Source organism: Rhodobacter sp. P2_H5, assembly GCF_056403335.1.
Window position 1 is genome coordinate 157,574 of the sequence record NZ_JBFUFS010000004.1, and the last position, 19,871, is coordinate 177,444.

Annotated in this window: 24 protein-coding genes; 9 read left to right on the forward strand and 15 right to left on the reverse strand. The window is 65.7% G+C overall.

Going from position 1 to position 19,871, the window contains the following annotated elements:
* Window positions 1-118: 118 nt before the first annotated feature.
* The gene (gene uvrB, locus AC1DVR_RS06725) at window positions 119-2,296 is read left to right on the forward strand and encodes an excinuclease ABC subunit UvrB (RefSeq protein WP_477999769.1); all 2,178 of its coding nucleotides are present in this window, start codon (window positions 119-121) and stop codon (window positions 2,294-2,296) included.
* A gap of 31 nt (window positions 2,297-2,327) precedes the next feature.
* Here uvrB and AC1DVR_RS06730 read toward each other — a convergent pair whose 3' ends face one another.
* A complete protein-coding gene (locus tag AC1DVR_RS06730) occupies window positions 2,328-2,645 on the reverse strand; it encodes an antibiotic biosynthesis monooxygenase family protein (RefSeq protein WP_477999770.1) in 318 nt (105 codons plus the stop codon).
* 124 nt (window positions 2,646-2,769) lie between these two features.
* Here AC1DVR_RS06730 and AC1DVR_RS06735 point away from each other — a divergent pair, with 124 nt between their 5' ends.
* Window positions 2,770-2,961 carry a hypothetical protein gene (locus AC1DVR_RS06735; protein WP_477999771.1) on the forward strand — a complete coding sequence of 64 codons (192 nt, stop codon included), beginning with the start codon at window positions 2,770-2,772 and terminating at the stop codon, window positions 2,959-2,961.
* On the opposite strand, the gene AC1DVR_RS06740 is transcribed toward AC1DVR_RS06735, so the two are convergent.
* A complete protein-coding gene (locus AC1DVR_RS06740) occupies window positions 2,945-3,232 on the reverse strand; it encodes a hypothetical protein (protein WP_477999772.1) in 288 nt (95 codons plus the stop codon). The two genes, AC1DVR_RS06735 and AC1DVR_RS06740, sit on opposite strands and share 17 nt — an antisense overlap.
* Window positions 3,233-3,382: 150 nt before the next feature.
* On the opposite strand from AC1DVR_RS06740, the gene AC1DVR_RS06745 reads away from it, so the two are divergent.
* Window positions 3,383-3,895 (forward strand): BrnA antitoxin family protein, encoded by a 513-nt coding sequence (locus AC1DVR_RS06745; RefSeq protein ID WP_477999773.1) that lies wholly within the window; start codon window positions 3,383-3,385, stop codon window positions 3,893-3,895.
* 106 nt (window positions 3,896-4,001) lie between these two features.
* The gene (locus AC1DVR_RS06750; RefSeq protein ID WP_477999774.1) at window positions 4,002-4,139 is read left to right on the forward strand and encodes an entericidin A/B family lipoprotein; all 138 of its coding nucleotides are present in this window, start codon (window positions 4,002-4,004) and stop codon (window positions 4,137-4,139) included.
* A 41-nt stretch (window positions 4,140-4,180) separates the two neighbouring features.
* Here AC1DVR_RS06750 and AC1DVR_RS06755 read toward each other — a convergent pair whose 3' ends face one another.
* The 4 genes from AC1DVR_RS06755 to AC1DVR_RS06770 all read right to left on the reverse strand — a co-directional run bounded on the left by AC1DVR_RS06755 (window position 4,181) and on the right by AC1DVR_RS06770 (window position 8,058).
* Window positions 4,181-4,330 (reverse strand): entericidin A/B family lipoprotein, encoded by a 150-nt coding sequence (locus AC1DVR_RS06755; protein WP_477999775.1) that lies wholly within the window; start codon window positions 4,328-4,330, stop codon window positions 4,181-4,183.
* Between the two features lie 375 nt (window positions 4,331-4,705).
* Window positions 4,706-5,551 carry a DUF4062 domain-containing protein gene (locus tag AC1DVR_RS06760; protein ID WP_477999776.1) on the reverse strand — a complete coding sequence of 282 codons (846 nt, stop codon included), beginning with the start codon at window positions 5,549-5,551 and terminating at the stop codon, window positions 4,706-4,708.
* A 17-nt stretch (window positions 5,552-5,568) separates the two neighbouring features.
* Entirely contained in the window at window positions 5,569-7,368 is a 1,800-nt protein-coding gene (lepA, locus tag AC1DVR_RS06765; RefSeq protein WP_477999777.1) for a translation elongation factor 4, read from the reverse strand.
* Between the two features lie 84 nt (window positions 7,369-7,452).
* Entirely contained in the window at window positions 7,453-8,058 is a 606-nt protein-coding gene (locus tag AC1DVR_RS06770; protein ID WP_477999778.1) for a TetR/AcrR family transcriptional regulator, read from the reverse strand.
* 119 nt (window positions 8,059-8,177) lie between these two features.
* Between AC1DVR_RS06770 and AC1DVR_RS06775 the strand changes: the two genes are divergently transcribed.
* Window positions 8,178-8,915 (forward strand): SDR family oxidoreductase, encoded by a 738-nt coding sequence (locus AC1DVR_RS06775; protein ID WP_477999779.1) that lies wholly within the window; start codon window positions 8,178-8,180, stop codon window positions 8,913-8,915.
* Window positions 8,916-9,131: 216 nt separating this feature from the next.
* Window positions 9,132-9,446 carry a hypothetical protein gene (locus tag AC1DVR_RS06780; protein WP_477999780.1) on the forward strand — a complete coding sequence of 105 codons (315 nt, stop codon included), beginning with the start codon at window positions 9,132-9,134 and terminating at the stop codon, window positions 9,444-9,446.
* 19 nt (window positions 9,447-9,465) lie between these two features.
* Here the strand turns inward: AC1DVR_RS06780 and AC1DVR_RS06785 are convergent, their stop codons facing one another.
* The 6 genes from AC1DVR_RS06785 to AC1DVR_RS06810 form a co-directional block, all read right to left on the reverse strand.
* Window positions 9,466-10,107 (reverse strand): pyridoxamine 5'-phosphate oxidase family protein, encoded by a 642-nt coding sequence (locus AC1DVR_RS06785; RefSeq protein WP_477999781.1) that lies wholly within the window; start codon window positions 10,105-10,107, stop codon window positions 9,466-9,468.
* A gap of 155 nt (window positions 10,108-10,262) precedes the next feature.
* A complete protein-coding gene (locus AC1DVR_RS06790; protein WP_477999782.1) occupies window positions 10,263-10,814 on the reverse strand; it encodes a 2OG-Fe(II) oxygenase in 552 nt (183 codons plus the stop codon).
* Between the two features lie 6 nt (window positions 10,815-10,820).
* Complete coding sequence (locus AC1DVR_RS06795; protein WP_477999783.1) at window positions 10,821-11,330, reverse strand: copper chaperone PCu(A)C; 510 nt, start codon at window positions 11,328-11,330, stop codon at window positions 10,821-10,823.
* A 31-nt stretch (window positions 11,331-11,361) separates the two neighbouring features.
* Complete coding sequence (locus AC1DVR_RS06800; RefSeq protein ID WP_477999784.1) at window positions 11,362-11,703, reverse strand: hypothetical protein; 342 nt, start codon at window positions 11,701-11,703, stop codon at window positions 11,362-11,364.
* Window positions 11,704-11,826: 123 nt separating this feature from the next.
* Window positions 11,827-12,114 carry a 50S ribosomal protein L28 gene (gene rpmB / locus AC1DVR_RS06805; RefSeq protein WP_477999785.1) on the reverse strand — a complete coding sequence of 96 codons (288 nt, stop codon included), beginning with the start codon at window positions 12,112-12,114 and terminating at the stop codon, window positions 11,827-11,829.
* 117 nt (window positions 12,115-12,231) lie between these two features.
* On the reverse strand, window positions 12,232-12,936 hold the full coding sequence (locus AC1DVR_RS06810) for a glutathione S-transferase family protein (RefSeq protein WP_477999786.1): 705 nt from the start codon (window positions 12,934-12,936) through the stop codon (window positions 12,232-12,234).
* 96 nt (window positions 12,937-13,032) lie between these two features.
* Between AC1DVR_RS06810 and AC1DVR_RS06815 the strand changes: the two genes are divergently transcribed.
* Window positions 13,033-13,476, forward strand: coding sequence for a MarR family winged helix-turn-helix transcriptional regulator (locus AC1DVR_RS06815; RefSeq protein WP_477999787.1), 444 nt, complete (start codon window positions 13,033-13,035; stop codon window positions 13,474-13,476).
* Here the strand turns inward: AC1DVR_RS06815 and meaB are convergent.
* Window positions 13,456-14,427: a methylmalonyl Co-A mutase-associated GTPase MeaB gene (meaB, locus tag AC1DVR_RS06820; protein WP_477999788.1), complete on the reverse strand. Its 972-nt coding sequence runs from the start codon at window positions 14,425-14,427 to the stop codon at window positions 13,456-13,458. The genes AC1DVR_RS06815 and meaB overlap by 21 nt on opposite strands.
* A 451-nt stretch (window positions 14,428-14,878) precedes the next feature.
* On the opposite strand from meaB, the gene hrpB reads away from it, so the two are divergent.
* Entirely contained in the window at window positions 14,879-17,317 is a 2,439-nt protein-coding gene (hrpB, locus tag AC1DVR_RS06825) for an ATP-dependent helicase HrpB (protein WP_477999997.1), read from the forward strand.
* A 231-nt stretch (window positions 17,318-17,548) separates the two neighbouring features.
* Window positions 17,549-18,385 carry an EamA family transporter gene (locus AC1DVR_RS06830; RefSeq protein ID WP_477999789.1) on the forward strand — a complete coding sequence of 279 codons (837 nt, stop codon included), beginning with the start codon at window positions 17,549-17,551 and terminating at the stop codon, window positions 18,383-18,385.
* 3 nt (window positions 18,386-18,388) lie between these two features.
* Here AC1DVR_RS06830 and AC1DVR_RS06835 read toward each other — a convergent pair whose 3' ends face one another.
* The gene (locus AC1DVR_RS06835) at window positions 18,389-19,096 is read right to left on the reverse strand and encodes a CDP-alcohol phosphatidyltransferase family protein (protein WP_477999790.1); all 708 of its coding nucleotides are present in this window, start codon (window positions 19,094-19,096) and stop codon (window positions 18,389-18,391) included.
* Window positions 19,097-19,177: 81 nt separating this feature from the next.
* Window positions 19,178-19,771, reverse strand: a complete 594-nt coding sequence (locus AC1DVR_RS06840) for a hypothetical protein (protein WP_477999791.1) — start codon at window positions 19,769-19,771, stop codon at window positions 19,178-19,180.
* Between the last annotated feature and the right edge of the window lie 100 nt (window positions 19,772-19,871).

The window sequence follows — 19,871 nt, forward strand, 5'->3', positions numbered from 1 at the left end:
TTTCCCCTAAAGTTGAACGGACTTTCTTCACTTTAGCGCAAGTCCGCTTACCGATAGGTTAACCGCCCCCTTTAAAGGGAACAAAAACGGAATAGATTGGGAGCCGAAGGGAATCACCATGCCCCACAACAATTCCAACGCGCTCAACGCGCGCCCCGAAGTCCTGACCCGCCCCAAGCTTGAAGGGGGGCGCCGCTTTGTCATGCAGACGCCGTTCACAGCCGCGGGCGACCAGCCGACCGCGATTGCGGAGCTTTCCAAGGGGGTTCTGGCCGGCGATCACGATCAGGTGCTTCTGGGCGCCACCGGCACCGGCAAGACCTTCACCATGGCCAAGGTGATCGAGGAAACCCAGCGTCCGGCGATCATCCTGGCCCCGAACAAGACCCTCGCCGCCCAGCTTTACGCGGAATTCAAAGGGTTTTTCCCCGACAACGCGGTGGAATACTTCGTCAGCTACTACGACTACTACCAGCCCGAGGCCTATGTCGCCCGCACCGACACCTTCATCGAGAAGGAAAGCCAGATCAACGAGCAGATCGACCGGATGCGCCACTCGGCCACCCGTGCCCTGCTGGAGCGGGATGATGTGATCATCATCGCCTCGGTCTCCTGCATCTATGGTATCGGCTCGGTCGAGACCTATTCGGCGATGACCCAGGATCTGGTTGTGGGGCAAAACTACGACCCGCGAAAGATGATGGCGGAACTGGTGGCGCAGGCCTATCGGCGCAACGACATGGCCTTTGCCCGCGGCTCTTTCCGGGTGCGCGGCGATACGATCGAGCTGTGGCCCGCCCACCTTGAAGACCGCGCCTGGCGCTTTTCCTTCTTTGGCGAAGAGCTTGAAGCGATTATCGAATTTGACCCTTTGACCGGGGCCAAGACCGACAATTTCAAGCAGATCCGCATCTATGCGAACTCGCACTACGTCACCCCGCGCCCGACGCTGCAACAGGCGGTCAAGGGCATCAAGATCGAGCTGCAGCAGACGCTCGACCGCTTCATCGCCGAGGGCAAGCTTCTGGAGGCGCAGCGGCTGGAGCAGCGCACCAATTTCGACGTGGAAATGATCGAAGCCACCGGCGCCTGTGCCGGCATCGAGAACTATTCCCGCTACCTCACCGGGCGCGCGCCGGGCGAGCCGCCGCCCACCTTGTTCGAGTTCATCCCCGACAATGCCATTGTTTTTGCAGACGAATCCCACGTCTCGGTGCCGCAGATCGGTGGCATGTACAAGGGCGACTACCGGCGCAAGTTCACGTTGGCCGAACATGGCTTCCGCCTGCCCTCCTGCATGGACAACCGGCCCCTGAAGTTCGAGGAATGGGACGCGATGCGCCCGCAATCCGTCTTCGTCTCGGCCACCCCCGCGTCATGGGAGATGGAACAGGCCGGCGGCGTCTTTGTCGAACAGGTCATCCGGCCGACCGGCCTGATCGACCCGGCGGTCGAAATCCGCCCGGTCGAGATGCAGGTCGACGACCTCTTGGACGAGGTGCGCAAGGTTTCCGCCCGCGGCATGCGGACGCTGGTGACGACCCTGACCAAGCGCATGGCCGAGGATCTGACCGACTACATGCACGAACAGGGCATCCGGATCCGCTATATGCACTCGGACATCGACACGCTGGAACGCATTGAAATCCTGCGGGATTTGCGGCTCGGCGCCTTCGACGTGCTGGTCGGGATCAACCTTCTGCGTGAGGGCCTCGATATCCCGGAATGCGGGCTGGTGGCCATTCTGGATGCCGACAAGGAGGGCTTCCTGCGCTCGGAAACCTCGCTGATCCAGACCATCGGCCGCGCGGCGCGGAACGAGGAAGGCCGCGTGATCATGTATGCCGACCGCATCACCGGCAGCATGGAGCGGGCGCTGGCCGAAACCGACCGCCGCCGCGCCAAGCAGGTCGCCTATAACATCGAACACGGCATCACCCCGCATACGGTGAAAAAGAACGTCGAGGATGTGCTGCAGGGCCTCTGGCAGGGCGATACCGACCAGGCGCGCATCACGGCCAAAGTCGAAAAAACCAATGTGGGTCAGAACCTTGCGGCCCATCTGGAGGCTTTGCGCCTGCAGATGCGCAAGGCCGCCGAGAACCTGGAGTTCGAGGAAGCCGCCCGCCTGCGCGACGAGGTCAAGCGGTTGGAGGCAGTCGAACTCGCCGTGGCCGACGACCCCCTAGCGCGGCAAAGCGTCATCGACGAGGCGGTGGAAGAGGCGGTCTCCAAATCCGGCCGCAGCACCGCGGGCCGGGCCGGGCAGCGCGGCGGCAACAAAAGGCGGCGCTGAAGCAGGCGCCGCCATCCCTTTGAAACAGCAGCTAAAACGCCGCGGCGACCTCATACATCACTGGCTCGAAGCGCGAGCACAGCGCCGCAATCCGGCGGTTCCGCTCACGCATTTCGGGGGTGCGCAGCATCTGCATGAAGTCCTCGCGCTTCTGCCATTGCGAGTAATTGGCGATCCGGGTCTGGGCGTCGTTCACATGCAGGCCCGCCGAGATGAACCCCTGCTGATGGCGGATAAAGGCATCATAGGCCGCGTTCAGCTCGTCCAGCAGATCGGCGCAGTGGCCGGGGGTGGTCTCGAAGGTGGTGATCACGGTCTGCCCGTGGAAATCGGCTGAGATCTTGGTCATGGCGGCCTCCCTTTTCGTCAGCCTAGCCCCCGCGGAGGCATCGGGCAAGCTTGGCATCGGCGGCGTCAGGCCTTACATTGCCGTGGCACCCGGCGGACCGGTTTGCCACGCAGGAGAGCCCGACATGAGACAGCGCAAACCCTTCCTTGACGCAAAACACCCCATGTTTGCAAAGACTTGGGTGCGGGTGCTGACCACCGCCCTCCCCCTCGCCTGGGGCGCTTTCGAGTTCTGGAACAACGAGCCGATGTGGGGCCTGATGTTTGGCGCCGCAGGCGCCTATGCCGGCTGGAAGCTGTTCATCGACAAGAGCTGAGCCTGCCCCGGATCTCGCCGCTATCCCCTTGAGTTGGCAGGGGATTACAGCCTGTCACCTGGCGCACCACCTGCAGCATCGTCTCCTTGATCTGCGGCTGATCGGCCCGGGAAGCCCAGCCGTGGCGCACCACTTCGAACGCCGAGCCCTGCCGCCACACGGTATAATCGCGGCCATCGACCGTGACCTTAACACTTTGCGCGCCGATCATCTGCGGCGCGGGGCTGGCGTCACAAGCCGCCAGAAGAAGGATGAGGAATATCATGCCCATGGCGCCATATCCTCATGTGCCGGTTAATTTTCGGTTAAGAACTCCCCAAGGTCTTGCCCGCGTCTTCCTTCGGTCTTCTTTCCGTCTCTACGCCCGCCCCGCTCAAGTTTGGTTAACCAGCCCCGCCTATCCTGCAATCCGGAGGGCAGCATGACCGATCTCAAACACCAGACCGCGACCCAGACCAGGCACTACACCTACATGATGGACGTGATGCGCCGTCTGGAATGGGACCTGCACAACACGATCGAAACCACCACCCGCATCCCCGAGGAATGGCACCAGATCGCGCGCGAGACGCCCTCTGCGCCCGGCCTCAAGGTCAACCTGCGGCTTGATGCCGATGTGGTGAAATTCTTCAAGTCGATGGGCGAAGGCTATGGGCCGCGCATCAACAATGTCCTGAAAAGCTACATGCATGCCCGCCTCGCCGGGGTGATCAAGGGCGCCGAAACCCTGGCGCATTACCGCAAGCGCGAGGAGCTGCATGACGGCGCCAAGCCCTGCTTCGGGGCGACGGCGCACAGCCTGGGCGAGGAGTGGGCGGACGACGGCCCGCCGCCCCCCGCCAAGGCCCGCGCCCGCATGGCCGAGGAACTGCAGCGCCGCAATGCCGAAACCGGGATGAAGGGCGACCCGAAGGACTGGCTGCGCCTGCGCTAAAGGGCGGAACCTGCGGGCGAAAACTGATGCAGATCAGTGCGGCGCGGCGGGCGAGGTCTATAGGCTGGTTCCAGCCTCGCATCCTGCGAGCCCAAGGAGATTTCCCATGCGCTTCATCCTGCCGCTTCTGTGCCTGACCGCCCTGCTCGCCACCACCGCCTGCGAAACCATCGAAGGCGCCGGCCGCGACGTGACCTCCGCCGGCCAGGTCGTCACCAACGAGGCGCAGAAGGCGGCGAACTGAGGCGAAGCGATTGGGTGCGTGAGATCACGCACCCGGCGCCATTACATGTCGCCTTGCACCTGATCGGCGCTTTGGGTGACGGTCTGCCCCGCGCCTTGAAGATCCCGTCCCGCGCCTTTCATGGTTTCACAAGCAGACAAGGCCAGAACGACCACAAGGGCGATGAGGGGGGTGGCGCGACGCAGGGACATGGCAAACTCCTTTGGAATGTGCAGATCAACGCGGCGCGGAGCAGAGGGTTCCCTGCGCGGGGCACAACGCGGCAAACTGTGGCCGAATGCCTGAGCCCCCGCCCCCTGCGGCGCCTTGCGAGAGCGGAGTCCGGGGCGACCCGGGGCCGATCAGGGGACCTGCCAGTGGCAGGTCACCCGGCCCCTTGGCCGGAGGCTGAAAGCCGGAGGCCAAGAGGGGATGTGCCGCAAACCGGAGCGATGGAAATCGGGGCGCGCCTGCCTGGGCGGGCGCAACGCGCCTGCCGGGGGCAGGCAGGCGCGGCCCGATTTGACGCGGGTCAAATCGGGCCGCGCGACGAACTTTTTCAGAAATCGAATTAGCTATCGAGTATATTATATCTCCGGATTTCGCTCGATTGCTTCATACCCTTCGTTGGTCACCTGAAATATGCCCGATCCGAACTTTGTTTCCTTAATTAACCCGAACTCTTCGAGCTTTTCAACATGAGCCCTCCATTTCGCTTGGGCTCTCGGATCACCATTCTTGGCAATTTCCTCACCACCGGCGGACAAGGACCAGCCTCCAATGTAATCACGCCACAGAATAAATCCGTCCCGCGAATCGCTGGCTTTTCTAAGCAGGCGCGCGGCATCTTCGTTTATAGTGACTTTCCGTAGCTCTTTATCATCCGCGGATTCAACGGCGGGCACCTGCGCCGTAATACTTTGGATATAATCATTCTCATTCAGGCAAATCTTAAACTGTCGACTAAAGAGGTCTTTCAATTCCGCGGCATTATCAAATTCCTGATAGAGGCCCCTCGGCTCGCACCATTTTCTAAACTCCTCCCGCTTCTCCCACTGAGCAAGATCAATCGACTGAGGCGCAATTGGCTTACGACAAAAATAGACTAGCGCAGGCTTTCCTGCCGCATGGTGCCGCTTGATCTCTTCGACGGAGCCACTAATTTCTTTTGAAGTCGGGCTACCCAACTTTGTCCAGAATATTCCAACAAGAACATCGCACCTGTCAACCAAACGCTCGTTAATTTGGTCCTGCGGTGCAGCACCAAGCTCCGGCGCAGAATGCGTTGTCCAAGAAATCGGCAGAACCACAATCTGTTTGTGAAAGGATTCCGTGTGGTTCCATTCGTAAATCAGTTGCGAGATGATGGCGCGTTCTTCTTGAACATCCGAAGGTGACGCTATCATGACTGGCAAGACTTTGGCGCTATACAAATTTCTTCTCCAATTCCTCAACTATCCATCTTCAACGCCGAAATAAACGCCTCCTGCGGGATCTCGACCTTCCCGAACTGGCGCATCCGCTTCTTGCCCTCTTTCTGCTTCTCCAGCAGCTTTTTCTTGCGGCTCGCGTCGCCGCCGTAGCATTTGGCGGTCACGTCCTTGCGCATGGCACTCAGCGTCTCGCGCGCGATGACGCGGGAGCCGATGGCGGCCTGGATCGGGATCTTGAACATGTGGCGGGGGATCAGCTCTTTCAGCTTTTCCACCATGGCGCGGCCGCGCATCTCGGCCCGGTCGCGGTGGACCATCATGGACAGGGCGTCGACCGGCTCGTCATTGACCAGGATCGACATCTTGACCAGAAAATCCTCGCGGTATTCCGACAGGACGTAATCGAAGCTGGCATAGCCCTGGGAGACCGATTTCAGCCGGTCGTAGAAGTCGAAGACCACCTCGGCGAGCGGCAGGTCATAGACGACCATGGCGCGGTTGCCGGCGTAGGAGAGGTCCATCTGGATGCCGCGGCGGTCCTGGCAGAGCTTCAGGATATCGCCGAGATAGGTGTCGGGAACCAGGATCGTGGCCTTGATCCGCGGCTCCTCGATATGGTCGACGAAGGTGAGGTCGGGCATGTCGGCGGGGTTGTGCAGCGAGCGCACCTCGCCGTCCTTCATGTAGAGGTGGAAGACCACCGAAGGCGCGGTGGTGATGAGGTCGAGGTTGTACTCGCGCTCCAGCCGGTCGCGGATGACTTCGAGGTGGAGGAGGCCGAGGAAGCCGCAGCGGAAGCCGAAGCCCAGGGCCGCAGAGGTTTCCATCTCGGTCGAGAAGGAGGCGTCGTTGAGGGATAGCTTCTCGATCGCCTCGCGCAGGTCTTCGAACTGGGCGGCATCGACGGGGAAGAGGCCGCAGAAGACGACGGGCTGCGCGGGTTTGAAGCCGGGGAGCGGTTCGGTCGTGCCCTTGCGTTCATGGGTGACGGTGTCGCCGACGCGGGTGTCGCGGACCTGCTTGATCTGGGCGGTGAAGATGCCGATCTCGCCCGGGCCAAGTTCGGCGATGTCGACCATCTGCGGCTTCAGGACGGCAAGCTTTTCAATGCCATAGACGGCATTGGTCTGCATCATCCGGATCCGGTCGCCTTTGCGGACCACGCCATCCATGACGCGGATCATGGTGACGACGCCGAGGTAGGCATCATACCAGCTGTCGACCAGCATGGCTTTCAGCGGCGCGTCGCGGTCGCCTTTCGGCGGCGGCAGGCGGGTGACGATCGCCTCCAGCACATCGGGGATGCCGATGCCGGATTTGGCCGAGATGAGGACGGCGTCGGAGGCGTCGAGGCCGATGACGTCTTCGATCTGCTGCTTGACCCGCTCGGGTTCGGCGGCGGGAAGGTCGATCTTGTTCAGGACCGGGACGATTTCGTGCCCGGCGTCCAGCGCCTGATAGACATTGGCCAGCGTCTGCGCCTCGACCCCCTGGCTCGCATCCACCACCAAGAGGGAGCCTTCGACCGCGCGCATCGAGCGGGAGACCTCATAGCCGAAGTCGACGTGGCCGGGGGTGTCGATCAGGTTCAGGACATAGGTCTTGCCGTCATTGGCCTTGTAGTCGATCCGCACCGTGTTGGCCTTGATCGTGATGCCGCGCTCGCGCTCGATATCCATCGAGTCGAGCAGCTGGGCCTTCATGTCACGGTCCTTGACCGTGCCGGTTGACTGGATCAACCGGTCGGCGAGGGTGGATTTGCCGTGGTCGATATGGGCCACGATGGAGAAGTTGCGGATGAGGTCAAGCTGGGTCATGCGCCCGCGTATAGCCGGAAGCCGGGGAGCGGGAAAGGGGGGATGGAACCCGCTTCGGGCCTGAAAATCCGGGGCTTTCGGGGCCTAAGCCCGGGGCCAGGCCTGCATGGCGGTATCGACCACCAGATCCAGCGCCGCGATGGCCGCACCGCCCTGCGCCATCGAGGCGATGCCGAAGAGGGTGGCCTCGATGAAATCGCCAAAGGCCTTGGCATCGGCGGTTTGCGGAAACTGGCCCTCGGCCACGGCGCGGCGGAGCCGGGCGTCGATCGCCTGGCGCGAGGCCTGCGCCAGCTCTTTCATCCTGGCGCCGATCATGTCGGGCAGATCATCGCTGCCGGAGGCGGCCAGATTGGTCATCAACAGGCAACCTGCCGGCAGTTCGGGCTGCGCCATCCGGCGAATCGCGGCGCGCAGGTAAAGGCGCAGGGCGGCTTTGGCATCCGGCTCCGCCTCCATCGCGCGGATCGGCGGGGCAACGTAAAGCTGGTTGTAGCGGTCGAGCGCGGCCAGAAACAGCGCCTCCTTGTTGCCGAAAGCGCCGTAAAGGCTGGGCTTGTTGAGCCCGGTCGCAGCACAGAGATCGACGAGGGACGTGCCCAGAAACCCTTGTTTCCAAAACACATCCAGCACGCAGTTCAGCGTGGCGTCATCGTCGAAGGAACGGGGGCGACCCCGGGGCGCGGACATGGCTGGCTCTTTTTTTCCCGGACCCAGGGGTGGGCCGTTGACTATATCTGTACCGATCGGTATTAATTACCGCCTGGTACAGATATAGCGCAAAACAGGGCGCGGGAAAAGGACGGATCATGGGCAAACTTCAGGATAAACGCGTGCTGATCACCGGCGGCACCACCGGCATCGGGTTGGAGACGGCGCGGCTGTTCCTGGCCGAGGGGGCCAAGGTCGCCATCACCGGGCAATCGGCGGCGCGGGTGGCTGCGGCGGGGCATGAGCTCGGCGCGGGGGTGCTGGCCCTGCGGGCCGATGTCACCTCGCGTGCCGAGATGGCGGCGGCGGTGGCGCAGGTGGTCGCGGCCTTTGGCGGCATCGACGTGGTCTTCGCCAATGCGGGCGTTGCGCCGCTGTCGCCGCTGGAGGCGATTGACGATGTGCATCTGGCCGAGCTTCTGGGCATCAACATCAACGGCGTGGTGATCACGGTGCAGACGGCGCTGCCGCATCTGAGCGACAAGGCCTCGGTCATCCTGACCGGCTCGGCGGTGTCGGACAAGGCGCTGCCGGGCGGCAGCATCTATGCGGCGACCAAGGCGGCGGTACGTTCGCTGGCGCGAAGCTGGACGCAGGAACTGGCGCCGCGCGGGATCCGGGTCAATGTCCTGTCGCCGGGCATGACCGAGACGCCGATCTTCGGCAAGATGGGGATGCCGGACGCGGCGGTGGCGGGATTTGTGGCCCAGGTGCCGGCAGGACGCGCCGCCCAGCCCACCGAGATGGCGCAGGCCGCGCTGTATCTGGCAAGTGCGGAATCGGCCTACATGCGGGCCGGCAATCTGGTGGTGGATGGCGGCTGGTCGGCCATCTGAGACAGGCGGGCGGGCCGGGGCCCCTGCCCCGCCCGCCTCAAGCTCTTGGGGCGGCTGCCGCCCGGGCCACAGTTTGTAGGGGATCGGGCGGGGCTTGCGGCGAAATCCCGCACAAACCCCTGTCAGGGTTGAAAAATCCCTTTCGAATCGGTAACATGCTTGCAAGAAAAACCACCGAGGCGGGGTATTCCCGACCTTGCGGATAGAGGCAGTATGATGCGCAAGTTCCTTTTCGGGGCCGGTTTCGCCGCCCTTTCGCTGTTTTGCATGGCCGGGGTTGCCTCGGCCGGGCCGATTGAAAACGCCTGCATGAAATCAAACCGCAGCTCGGCCAACCGCTCGCTCTGCACCTGCATCCAGCAGGTGGCGGATGTGACGCTGGGCGGGTCGGATCAGCGGCTGGCGGCCTCGTTCTTCAAGGACCCCGACAAGGCGCAAAAGGTCCGCATGTCGCGCTCGGCCCAGGATGATGCCTTCTGGAGCCGCTATGTGACCTTTGGCAACCAGGCCAAGCAGGCCTGCACGGGCTGAAACGGCGCAGGGCTGAGGGTCAGCCGAACTTCACCTCAGGCAGGGCGAGGCCCGGCGGGCAGTCGGGCGCTGGCTCTGGCGTGCCTTGCGTGGTGACGAGCGGCACGATGCCGGCCCAGACCGGCCAGCTGCGATCCTCCGGCGGGTCCTCGGGCATCGCGGCGGCGACCTTGGCCGAGGCCTCGTCGATGCGCATGGTCAGGATCGCGGTGGCCTTCAGCTCTTGCGCGGTCATCGGGCGCAGCTGTGGCCAGCGGCCCGGGAACATCTGATCCATCATCGCCTTGAGATGGCTTTCCTTCTCGTCCTTGTCGCTGACGACATGGGCCGCGCCAAAGAGCACGACCGAACGGAAGTTGACCGAATGTTCGAAGCCGGAGCGCGCCAGCACCAGCCCGTCGGTCAGCGTCACGGTCAGGCAGACTGGTGCGCCGTCGATGGCGCGCAGAAAGCGGCTGGCGGCCGAGCCGTGCCAGTAGACGTGATCCCCGATCCGCCATTGCAACGTGGGCGTGACATGGGGCGCGCCCGCAACCACATAACCGACATGGGCCACCGGACCGGCGTCGAGGATGGCGTCGATCGTGGCCCGGTCATGCGCCCCCTTCCCCGCCATGCGGCGCAGGCGGGTGCGGTCGGTCGGGGCGGATGGCTTGCTCATGTGTCCTCGGGTGGTACACGAATTTTCGACGAAAATTCGGATGGGGCGGGCGCGAATTTTCTGCGAAAATTCGGAAGGGTGGCAGGTTAAAATTTTCTGCGAAAATTTGGGGGCGGTGCGGTGGGGCGGGCGGGAATTTTCGCAGAAAATTCGAATCAGCGGAAGGCGGGGCCGTGCGACCAGAGGGTGAGAGACCAGCGCGTGCCCGCAGTGACCGGGGTCACGCGGTGCAGCACGAAGCTGGGGAACAGGATCGCCGTGCCCTGGCTGCGCGGCGCTTCGCGGATGTTGCTGTCGGGGCGCAGTTCCAGCGTGCCGCCGGTATAATCTTCGGGCGGGGAGAGCTGGACTACAATGGTCAGCTTGCGTTTGGCGGCCAGCGCCCCGGCGCCGATGTCGGAGTGCCAGTCGAAATGGCCCTCGCGTTCGGCGCCATAGCGGGCGACTTGCGGGCTTTCGGCGAATTCGTCCAGCGCGAAGCCGAAGCTTTCGCGGTTGGCCTCGGCCACCAGGCGGATCATGCGGTCCATCACCCAGGCGGCCTCGGGGAGATCGTCGAGCCAGGAGAGCTCGGCCCGGCGGATCTGGTGCGCCGTGGTCTGGCGCACCAATCCGGCATCGCGCAAGGGCCCCGCCGCACAAAGATCCACCAGGGCCGCGCATTCGGCGGGCGACATTGCTTCGGGGATCAGGTGAAACGGGGTCATGGCGTCCTAGTGCGAGGCTGCATCATGCGAGGCCGCGTCATGGGCGGTGGCCTCGCTGCCGGGGTCTGCGACCCTTTTGTTGTCGACGGGCAGGGTCACGGTGACCTCGCCCACGTTCTTGAAGGTCAGGACCAGCGTGATCATGTCGCCCGCCTTGATCGGATGGGTCAGACCCATCAGCATGACATGGCTGCCCGAACTGCCGAGGACAAGTTCTTCCTGCGCCTTGACGGCAAAGCCCTCGGGCTGGTCCTTCATCTGCATGACGCCATTGGCATCGGCGGCGGAGTGCATCAGCATTACCATCCCGGCGTCGGGGCTGGTGGCCGAAAGCAGGACCTCATCGGTCAATTCGTTGTTCAGAAGCCGGAAATAGGCCGCCCCCGAGGGGCCGATCACCCGGGCATAGGGGTCGATGATATGGACGCCATTATGGGCTGCGGCGGGAAGCGCCACGGCGAAAAGCGTCCCTGTGAAGAGCGCCACGGCACGGGCGGCAAGGCGGAGGTGTTTCATTCTGTCCTCATGAGCTGAAAAGGGTGATATTTCAGACGAGGAAGCGCGGCGGCCCCCGGGCCATCGGCCGGGTCAGAGGTTGCAGAACCATCTGCGCCCGGCTGGCCGGATGCAGGACGACGAAACGCGCCGGGGCCATCGGCAGGGCCGCCGGGCTGGCCAGATCGGCCATGACGGCAGAGGCGGCAAGGCAATGGGTGCAGGGATGCGCGGCAATCCGGTGGCCGGTCGCATCCAACGTCACCGCGACCGCGCCATAGGCGCCGCAAAGCACCTGATCCTGCGCGCCGGCCATCTCGGACCGGGCCACGGCCTCGGTCTGGCTCGCAAGGGCCAGCAAAAGCGAGAGGACAAGGGCGATCAGGGCGCGCATGGCGCTGACCTACAGCCAAGCGCGCATCCTGTCCATATCGCGCGGCAGGCTTTGCCTCCCCCGCGCAAAAGCGAAAACCCCGGCGCCTTGCCGGCACCGGGGCTTCAAAGACAGGCCAGAAGATCAGGCGGCGACTTGCGCCTTGACGACTTCTTTCTTGATGGCCAGCGCGTCCGAGGACAGCTCGTCATCCTTGGCTTTCAGCAGGAAAGCATCCAGGCCACCGCGGTGATCCACCGAGCGGAGCGCCGCTGCGGAGATCCGCAGCTGGAAGCTGCGACCCAGGCTGTCCGAAATCAGGGTGACTTCGTTCAGGTTCGGCAGAAAGCGCCGACGGGTCTTGTTGTTGGCATGGCTGATCTTGTTGCCAGACATCGGGCCCTTGCCCGAGAGTTCGCAGACGCGCGACATTGTGGTGTTCCTTCGTGTGTCAAGACGACAGAGCACCGCCAAAGGGGCGGCGTCCGAATTCGATTTGTGGCGTGTAAGGCGCTTTCCCGGCGGCGTCAAGCGATTCACCTGCGATATTCACCCCGCCAGCGCAGCGGGATGACGCTTTTGCGACGCCCGGGCCAATTCCCCCAGATACGACGGGCGCGCCCTCAGGAAGGCGGCCAGGCGTTCAGGATAATCCCTGCCCACCGCCGCCGCAACCGAGGGCCGCAGGGCCAAAGCGCGCTGCCACGCGGCCAGGCGGGGCAGATCCGGCAGGGCTTGCGGCAGGTCCAGGGCCGAAAACACCGCGAAATAGCGGAAAACCGGGGCAAAGGCCGCGTCAACCAGGCTGAAGCCACCGGCAAAGAACGGGCCCTCGATCTGGTCCTCCAGACGGGCGAGCCTTGCGGTCAGGCGCGCCAGACGGTCGAGGAAGCTTGCGGCATCGGCGGAATAGAGCCCCGCGATATCGGTCAGCGTGGCCGAGGCATATTCGATCCAGCCGCGATGGCGCGCCCTTGCCAGCGGGTCGGCGGGGTGCAGGGGCCGGGGCGCCACCTCCTCCAGATATTCCAGAATCACCGCGGATTCGAAGATGGCGGTATCGCCGGCCAGAAGGACCGGCGTCTTGCCCAAGGGGGAGAGCGCCAGAAACCAGTCGGGCTTGGCGGCAAGGTCGATGTCGCGGCGTGTGAAGGGCAGGCCCTTTTCGGTCAGGGCGATGGCGGCGCGCTGCACATAGGGGCAGAGCGGATGGCTGATCAGGGTCAGGGCGGGTGGGGTGTGGGGCTGGGGCATGGGGTCTCCGATTCTGCTTGCAGTTGCATCTATATCGGCGCGATGCGCCCTGGAGTCAATCTTGATGCAGATGCATCTATGTGGTATCGGGGGCGCATGACCGAGCTCTCTCCCACCACCACCGCCGTCTGGACCCGCCTGCACCGCGCCAGTTCTGCCGTCACCGCGGCGGTGGAGGCGGCGTTCAAAGACGCGGGCCTGCCGCCCCTTGGCTGGTACGATGTGCTCTGGGAGATCGAGAAGGCGCCCGAGGGCATCCGGCCCCTGGCGCTGCAGGACCGGCTTTTGCTGCCGCAATACGGGCTGTCGCGGCTGGTCGATCGGCTGGAGAAGGCGGGTTATGTCACGCGGCAGGCTTGCGAAACCGATGGGCGGGGCCAGGTTCTGGCGTTGACGCCGGAAGGCCGCGCGGTGCGGGCGCGGATGTGGCCCATCTATGCTGCGGTGCTGGCGGCAAGCGTCGAGGCGCGTCTGAGCCGGGAGGAAGCCGCGACCCTGGCCCGCCTCCTGGCGCGGCTTTCAGCGCCCGAGCAGGTGTAAAAGCTCGGCCGCCGCGGCTTCGGGCGTCCGGGTGCCCTGCTCCACCTGATCGCCGAGGCTTTGCATCAAGCCCCTGGCCGGCTCGCGGCTCAGGGCTGCGAGCAGGCCCTGGCGGACCTCCTCGGCGAACCAGTGGCGGGATTGTTCGGCGCGGGTCCGGGCGAAATGCCCGTTGGCGCGGCGCCAGTCGGCGAGGTGGCGGATCGCGGCCCAGGTTTCCGGCAATCCGCGGTTTTCCAGGGCCGAGACGGTGAGGGCGGCGGGATAGCCCTCCGGGTCCTGCGGGCGGTGCCGCAAAAGGCGCAGGGCGCCGGCATATTCGGCCAAGGTTCGGTTGGCGGTGGGCAGAAGCGCGCCATCGGCCTTGTTGATCAGCAGGAGGTCGGCCATCTCCATGATGCCGCGCTTGACGCCCTGCAATTCGTCGCCGCCGGCCGGGGCGAGGAGCAGAAGGAAGACATCGCAAAGCTGCGCCACCACGGTTTCCGATTGGCCGACGCCGACCGTCTCGATCAGGATGACGTCGAAGCCCGCCGCCTCACACAGCGCCACCGCCTCGCGGGTGCGGCGGGCGACGCCGCCAAGCTCGGTGCGGCTCGGGCTCGGGCGGATGAAGGCCAAAGGGTCGCGCGACAGCCGCTCCATCCGCGTCTTGTCGCCGAGGATCGAACCGCCGGTGCGCGCCGAGGAGGGGTCGACGGCCAGAACCGCGACCCGCAGCCCCTGCCCGGTCAGCATCAGGCCGAAGCTTTCGATGAAAGAGGATTTGCCGACGCCCGGCGTGCCCGAGAGCCCGAGGCGCAGCGCCTGCCGGCCCTGCCCCAGCGCGCCGATCAGCGCCAGCGCCTGCGCCCGGTGATCGGCCCGCCCGCTTTCGACCAGGGTGATGGCCCGCGCCAGCGCCCGCCTGTCGCCCGCCTTGACCGATCCTGCCAGTTCCTGCACGTCCATGAGCGCCTCCCGTCCGGCGACCTTGCCCGATGGGGCTGGGATTGGCCAGAGGGGCGGATTGCCCCCGATGTCGCAGCCTTTGCTTGCGTCAGGATTGGGCCTGCGGCCGCCGGGGTTGGGCCTGCGGCCGCCGGGGTTGGGCCTGCGGCCGCCGGGGTTGGGCCTGCGGCCGCCGGCCCCCCCTCCCCGGCCCTCCCCGCAAGCGGGGCGGGGGCGCAAGATGTGTGACCTGCGGGCGGTCCGAGACCTCGCGCGGGCGGGGCGGGCAGAAGCCTCCGGCGGGAGTATTTGGGCAGAGGGCAAGGGCAAGGTGGAGTCTTTCCCTTGCGCTTTGGACAAATACTCCACGGGAGGTCCGGAGGGTGTGAAACCCTCCGGCCGTGGCGGCCGCAGGCCCATGCTGGGGGGTTGAGGTGCTGCGCCGGTGCGGGGATAAGGGGGGATGAGCGTCGTGTCCTCCCCCTTGCCGATTGATGATGTGTTGCCAGAGGTCCGCGCGGCTGTGGCGGCGCGGGGCATGGTGGTGTTGCAGGCGCCGCCGGGGGCGGGCAAGACGACGCGGGTGCCGCTGGATCTGCTGGACGCGGGGTTGATCGCGGGCAGGATCCTGTTGCTGGAGCCGCGCCGGCTTGCCGCGCGGGCGGCGGCGGAGCGGATGGCGGAGACTTTGGGCGAGGCGGTGGGCGGCAGGGTGGGCTACCGGATCCGCGGCGAGGCCAAGGTGTCGGCGGCGACACGGATCGAGGTGGTGACGGAGGGGATTCTGACCCGGATGATCCAGTCCGATCCCGAGCTGCCGGGCATCGGGGCGGTGATCTTTGACGAATTCCACGAGCGGAGTCTGCAGGCCGATCTGGGGCTGGCGCTGTGTCTGGAGATCCGGGGCGCCTTGCGCGAGGATCTGGCGCTGATCGTCATGTCGGCGACTTTGGATGCCGAACCGGTCGCAAGGCTGATGGGGGGCGCGCCCGTGGTGACCTCGGCCGGGCGGGCCTTTGCGGTCGAGACGCGCTGGCTGGGGCGCAGCCCCGATGCCTCGGCGCGGTTCGAGGCCGTGATGGCGGGGCAGATATTGACCGCTTTGGAGGAGGTGCCGGAGGGCGGGCTTCTGGCCTTTCTGCCCGGCGAGGGCGAGATTCGGCGGGTCGAGGCGGCTTTGGCGGGGCGGGTGCCGGGCTCGGTCGTCCTGCCCCTGTTCGGGGCGATGGAATTTGCCGCCCAGCGCGCGGCATTGGGGCCGGTTGCGGGGCGGCGGGTGGTGCTGGCGACCGCGATCGCGGAAACCTCGCTGACCCTGCCCGATATCCGCATCGTCGTGGATGGCGGGCGGGCGCGTCGGGCGCGGTTTGATGCTGCCTCCGGCATGTCGCGGCTGGTGACCGAAAGGGTGACCAAGGCCGAGGCGGAGCAGCGCCGGGGGCGGGCCGGGCGGGTGGCGGAGGGCATCTGCTACCGGCTTTGGACCAAGGGCGAGGAGGGCGGGCTGGCGAGCCATCCGCCGGCCGAGATCGAGGCGGCGGATCTGACCGGGCTGGCGCTGGAACTGGCGCTTTGGGGCAGCGACGATCTGGCCTTTCTGACCCCGCCGCCGCCCGGGCCCTTGGCCGAGGCGCGGGCGCTGCTGGAGGGGCTTGGCGCGCTGGCGGGCGGGCGGATCACCGACCACGGCCGCGCCTTGGCCGCCCTGCCCCTGCATCCAAGGCTTGCCCATATGCTGATGCTGGCCGGGCCTTCGGCTGCCGACCTCGCGGCATTGCTGGAGGAACGCGACCCCCTGCGCGGGGCGCCGGCCGATCTTGCCTTGCGGATCAAGGCGATACGCGATCTGCGCGGCTATGAGGCGGACCATCCCTGGCCCGCCTCGCGCCCGGTGCTGGACCGGATCCGGCAGGAGACACGGCGCCTGACCCGGGCCCTGCCCCGGCAGGAGGCCGCGCTGCCGGGCCTGACGCTCGGGCAGATGGCGGCGCTGGCCTATCCCGACCGGATTGGGTTGCGCCGCAAAGGCGAGGCGCCGCGCTGGATCCTGTCGGGAGGCAAGGGGGCCGCGATGGCGCCGGGCACGCCCTTGTCGGGCGCAAGGCTGATCGTGGCCACCGATCTGGACGGCGACCCGCGCGAGGCCCTGGTGCGGCAGGCGGTGGCGCTTTCCGAGGCCGAGCTGCGGGCGGTGCAGGGCGAGGCGATCCATTGGCGCGAGGTCTGTGAATGGTCGCGGCGAGATGGAAGGGTGATGGCACGGCGGCAGGAGGTTCTGGGCGCCCTGGTGCTGGACGAACGGCCTTGGGAGGCGACGCCCGAGGCCCTCGCCTTGGCGGCCTTTGAGGGGCTGCGGCAGCTCGGCCTGCCCTGGACGCCGCAGGCGCGGCGGTTGCGGGCGCGGATGGCGCTCGCCCGGGGCGCGGGCTGGCCGGAGGTGACCGATGCGGCTTTGCTGGCGGATGGGGCCTGGCTTTTGCCCTACCTGACCAAGGTGCGCAGCGAGGCCGATCTGAAAGGGCTGGACCTGACCGAGGCCTTGAAGGCGCGTCTGACCTGGGAGCAACAGGCCGAGATGGACCGGCTGGCGCCGGCGAGTTTCGAGACGCCTTTGGGGCGCAAGGTGCCGATTGATTATGACGGCGAGGTGCCGGGGATCGAGATCCGCCTGCAGGAGATGTTTGGCGTCACGCGCCACCCGGTGGTGGGGGCGCGGCAGATGCCCTTGCGGGTGACGCTTTTGTCGCCGGGGCAGAAGCCCATTCAGGTGACGATGGATATTCCGGGCTTCTGGCGCTCCTCCTACAGCGATGTGCGCAAGGACATGCGCGGGCAATATCCGCGCCATCCCTGGCCGGAGGACCCGACCGAGGCCGAGCCCACGCTGCGGGCCAAGCCGCGCGGCACCTGAAGCATGAGGCGCGCCTGGCGGCGCAAGTCTTATCCTCGCCTCTGGCCTGCGGCCAACCGGCTCAGGCTGCGCGCCGCGCGGGAGTATTTGGGCAAAGCGCAAATCGGATAGGACCAGAGGCGCGGCTTGGGCAAGGCCAGATCGGGGGGCGGCTTGCTGCGGGACCGGGGCTTCTGTAACAGATTTGCGACAGGGCGGGCTTTGGTCCTTCGGTTTTAAACGGAGACGCGCGTGAGCCTGACCGTATTGCTGGCTGTTCTGGGATCGGCGCTGCTGCATGCCCTGTGGAACTCGCTGATCAAGACCGGGACCTCGCGGCTCGGGGCCACGGTGATCCTGTCCTTGGGCGAGGTGCCGATCGGGCTGGCGGTGGCTTTCTTCTGCAAGCTGCCGGCCTGGGAGGTGATGCCCTGGGTGCTGGCCTCGGGGGCGACGCATTTCTTTTACAAGCTCTTTCTGACTTTTGCCTATGCGCGCGGCGATCTGAGCCGGGTCTACCCCTTGGCGCGCGGGGCGGCGCCTTTGATCGTGGGGCTGGTCTCGACCGCCTTTCTGGCCGAGCCTTTGAGCCTGATGCAGTTTGGCGGCGTCATGGTGCTGGGCTTTGGCATCTTGCTGATGGCCGGCGGCGTACTTTTTGGCGGCGAGAACCGGCGGCTCATTCCCTTTGCGCTCGGCTCGGCCTGTGCGACGGCGCTTTACACGCTGATCGACGGGCATGGCGCGCGGGTGGCGGGGGATCCGGTGGCCTATGTGGCCTGGGTTTTCATCGCGGATGGCGGGTTTTTCGCGGGTGGCATCCTGGCCTGGAAGGGCCTTGCGATCCTGCCGCGGACGCGGGGACCGTGGAGCGCGGGGCTGCTGGCGGCGGCGGCGTCCTATGCGGCCTATGGCATTTCGGTCTGGGCGATGACGGTCGCGCCGATCGCGCTGGTGGCGGCCTTGCGCGAGACCTCGATCCTGTTCGCGGTGGGCATCGGCTGGCTGTTCTTCAAGGAAAGGATCAGCGGCGCCAAGGCCCTGGCCGCCCTGGTCATCGTGGCGGGCGTGGTGATGACGCGGCTTTGAGCCCTAAGCGATGCGGTCTGAGGTCTTCTCGGGGAAGATCTGCTGCGCGATGCCGGCGAAGGTCAGGTAGAGCGAGGACAGGATCAGGCCCCAGTGGACGAAAAGCCCCTCGTTGAAATTCACCCAGGCGGCCTGGGCGGCGAAGGCGAGCCAGAGGATGGCGGCGGCCAGATTGACCCGGTGCCAGCGCGGCGTCCGCGTCGGGTGGACGAATTTGAGGTTGAGGAACATCGCGACCGTCAGGGCGATGACGATGAACAGCACCACCATCTGCGGCGGGTCGACCGCGAAAAGCACCAGGACCACCATGTTCCAGCAGGCCGGGAAGCCGGAAAAGCTCTTGTCCTTGGTCTTCATCCGCGTGTCGGCGAAATAGATCACCGATCCATAGGTGATCACCAGAATCGCGATCCAGCCGGTCCAGCCGGGCAAGAGGCCCTTGGTGAACAGCGCATAGGCCGGGATGAAGACGTAAGTCAGGTAATCGACGATGAGGTCGAGCAGAACCCCGTCGTAAAGCGGCCAGTTCTTGCGGGTGTCATAGCGCCGCGCCAGGGGGCCGTCGATGCCGTCAACGACCAGCGCCACGACGAGCCAGAGGAACATCAGGCTCCACTTGCCATCGACAGCGGCCAGCATGGCCAACATCGACAGGACGGATCCTGTCGCGGTGAGAAGGTGGACAGCCAAGGCTTTAAAGCGAATGTTCATGGCGCGTTGATGGCCGAAATGGCCCGATCTTGCAAGCGCGCGGTGGGTCTCATCGCCGTCAGGGCCGCGCAAAAGGCGCGGTCAGGCCGCGATTTGCGACGTGTAAAGCCCCCTTCCCCCTGGCGGATTGCCGGTCGTCAGGCGGCTGGAGGGACCCGCCTGCTGGGCCAAAGCCTCGAAAAACGCCTGGGACATCGACCGCATGGGTGCGGTCTTTTGCGCGGCCGTGGTGTCCGTCGGGGTGGGAACTTCGGCGTCGGGTGGGCCGGTTGGGGCGAGGTTTTGCAGGGTTTCCGCGGCGGCGTTCATCTCCCCGGGGCTGAGCGTGCCATCGCCATCGGTGTCGATCGCCGACAGCAGCGCGGCGAGCACGCCGGCGGGCGAGTCGGCATCGGTTGGCTGTGTGGCGGAGGCTGCGGCGTCCGCCGACGAGGGCGAGGCTTTGGAGTCGTCCGCCGTGGCGGAGGCCTTGTCGCCGGTCAGCGCCTGCATCATTGCAGCGACCAGCGCCTGCATCGAGGCGCCATTGCCGCCCGGGGGTGCGGGCGGTGGCCTTGGGTCAGGCGGACGCTCCGCCGTCCGGGGCGCATCATCGGTCTGCGTCTTGTCCCGCTTCCCGGTGAAGAGGGCGATCAGGCTGGCGGCATTGCCGCTGCCGGAGAGGGCATTGAACATGCCATGTTCCTTCTGGAGCGGGCCCAAGATCGGGCCGCGTCCAGGTTGGCCGCAAATTCTTGCCAAAACCTTTCATAGGAATGCTCCGCCGCCGAAAAGT

What these genes read in the sequence shown, in the direction of transcription:
- AC1DVR_RS06740 (WP_477999772.1), bottom strand. Translation starts at nt 3,232, where the DNA reads ATGGGCATGATATTCCTCATCCTTCTTCTGGCGGCTTGTGACGCCAGC.
- AC1DVR_RS06735 (WP_477999771.1), top strand. Translation starts at nt 2,770, where the DNA reads ATGAGACAGCGCAAACCCTTCCTTGACGCAAAACACCCCATGTTTGCA.
- AC1DVR_RS06780 (WP_477999780.1), top strand. Translation starts at nt 9,132, where the DNA reads ATGCGCAAGTTCCTTTTCGGGGCCGGTTTCGCCGCCCTTTCGCTGTTT.
- uvrB (WP_477999769.1), top strand. Translation starts at nt 119, where the DNA reads ATGCCCCACAACAATTCCAACGCGCTCAACGCGCGCCCCGAAGTCCTG.
- AC1DVR_RS06785 (WP_477999781.1), bottom strand. Translation starts at nt 10,107, where the DNA reads ATGAGCAAGCCATCCGCCCCGACCGACCGCACCCGCCTGCGCCGCATG.
- AC1DVR_RS06755 (WP_477999775.1), bottom strand. Translation starts at nt 4,330, where the DNA reads ATGTCCCTGCGTCGCGCCACCCCCCTCATCGCCCTTGTGGTCGTTCTG.
- meaB (WP_477999788.1), bottom strand. Translation starts at nt 14,427, where the DNA reads ATGGACGTGCAGGAACTGGCAGGATCGGTCAAGGCGGGCGACAGGCGG.
- AC1DVR_RS06840 (WP_477999791.1), bottom strand. Translation starts at nt 19,771, where the DNA reads ATGTTCAATGCCCTCTCCGGCAGCGGCAATGCCGCCAGCCTGATCGCC.
- AC1DVR_RS06835 (WP_477999790.1), bottom strand. Translation starts at nt 19,096, where the DNA reads ATGAACATTCGCTTTAAAGCCTTGGCTGTCCACCTTCTCACCGCGACA.
- AC1DVR_RS06800 (WP_477999784.1), bottom strand. Translation starts at nt 11,703, where the DNA reads ATGCGCGCCCTGATCGCCCTTGTCCTCTCGCTTTTGCTGGCCCTTGCG.
- AC1DVR_RS06730 (WP_477999770.1), bottom strand. Translation starts at nt 2,645, where the DNA reads ATGACCAAGATCTCAGCCGATTTCCACGGGCAGACCGTGATCACCACC.
- AC1DVR_RS06810 (WP_477999786.1), bottom strand. Translation starts at nt 12,936, where the DNA reads ATGCCCCAGCCCCACACCCCACCCGCCCTGACCCTGATCAGCCATCCG.
- rpmB (WP_477999785.1), bottom strand. Translation starts at nt 12,114, where the DNA reads ATGTCGCGCGTCTGCGAACTCTCGGGCAAGGGCCCGATGTCTGGCAAC.
- AC1DVR_RS06745 (WP_477999773.1), top strand. Translation starts at nt 3,383, where the DNA reads ATGACCGATCTCAAACACCAGACCGCGACCCAGACCAGGCACTACACC.
- AC1DVR_RS06750 (WP_477999774.1), top strand. Translation starts at nt 4,002, where the DNA reads ATGCGCTTCATCCTGCCGCTTCTGTGCCTGACCGCCCTGCTCGCCACC.
- AC1DVR_RS06775 (WP_477999779.1), top strand. Translation starts at nt 8,178, where the DNA reads ATGGGCAAACTTCAGGATAAACGCGTGCTGATCACCGGCGGCACCACC.
- AC1DVR_RS06770 (WP_477999778.1), bottom strand. Translation starts at nt 8,058, where the DNA reads ATGTCCGCGCCCCGGGGTCGCCCCCGTTCCTTCGACGATGACGCCACG.
- AC1DVR_RS06815 (WP_477999787.1), top strand. Translation starts at nt 13,033, where the DNA reads ATGACCGAGCTCTCTCCCACCACCACCGCCGTCTGGACCCGCCTGCAC.
- AC1DVR_RS06790 (WP_477999782.1), bottom strand. Translation starts at nt 10,814, where the DNA reads ATGACCCCGTTTCACCTGATCCCCGAAGCAATGTCGCCCGCCGAATGC.
- AC1DVR_RS06795 (WP_477999783.1), bottom strand. Translation starts at nt 11,330, where the DNA reads ATGAAACACCTCCGCCTTGCCGCCCGTGCCGTGGCGCTCTTCACAGGG.
- lepA (WP_477999777.1), bottom strand. Translation starts at nt 7,368, where the DNA reads ATGACCCAGCTTGACCTCATCCGCAACTTCTCCATCGTGGCCCATATC.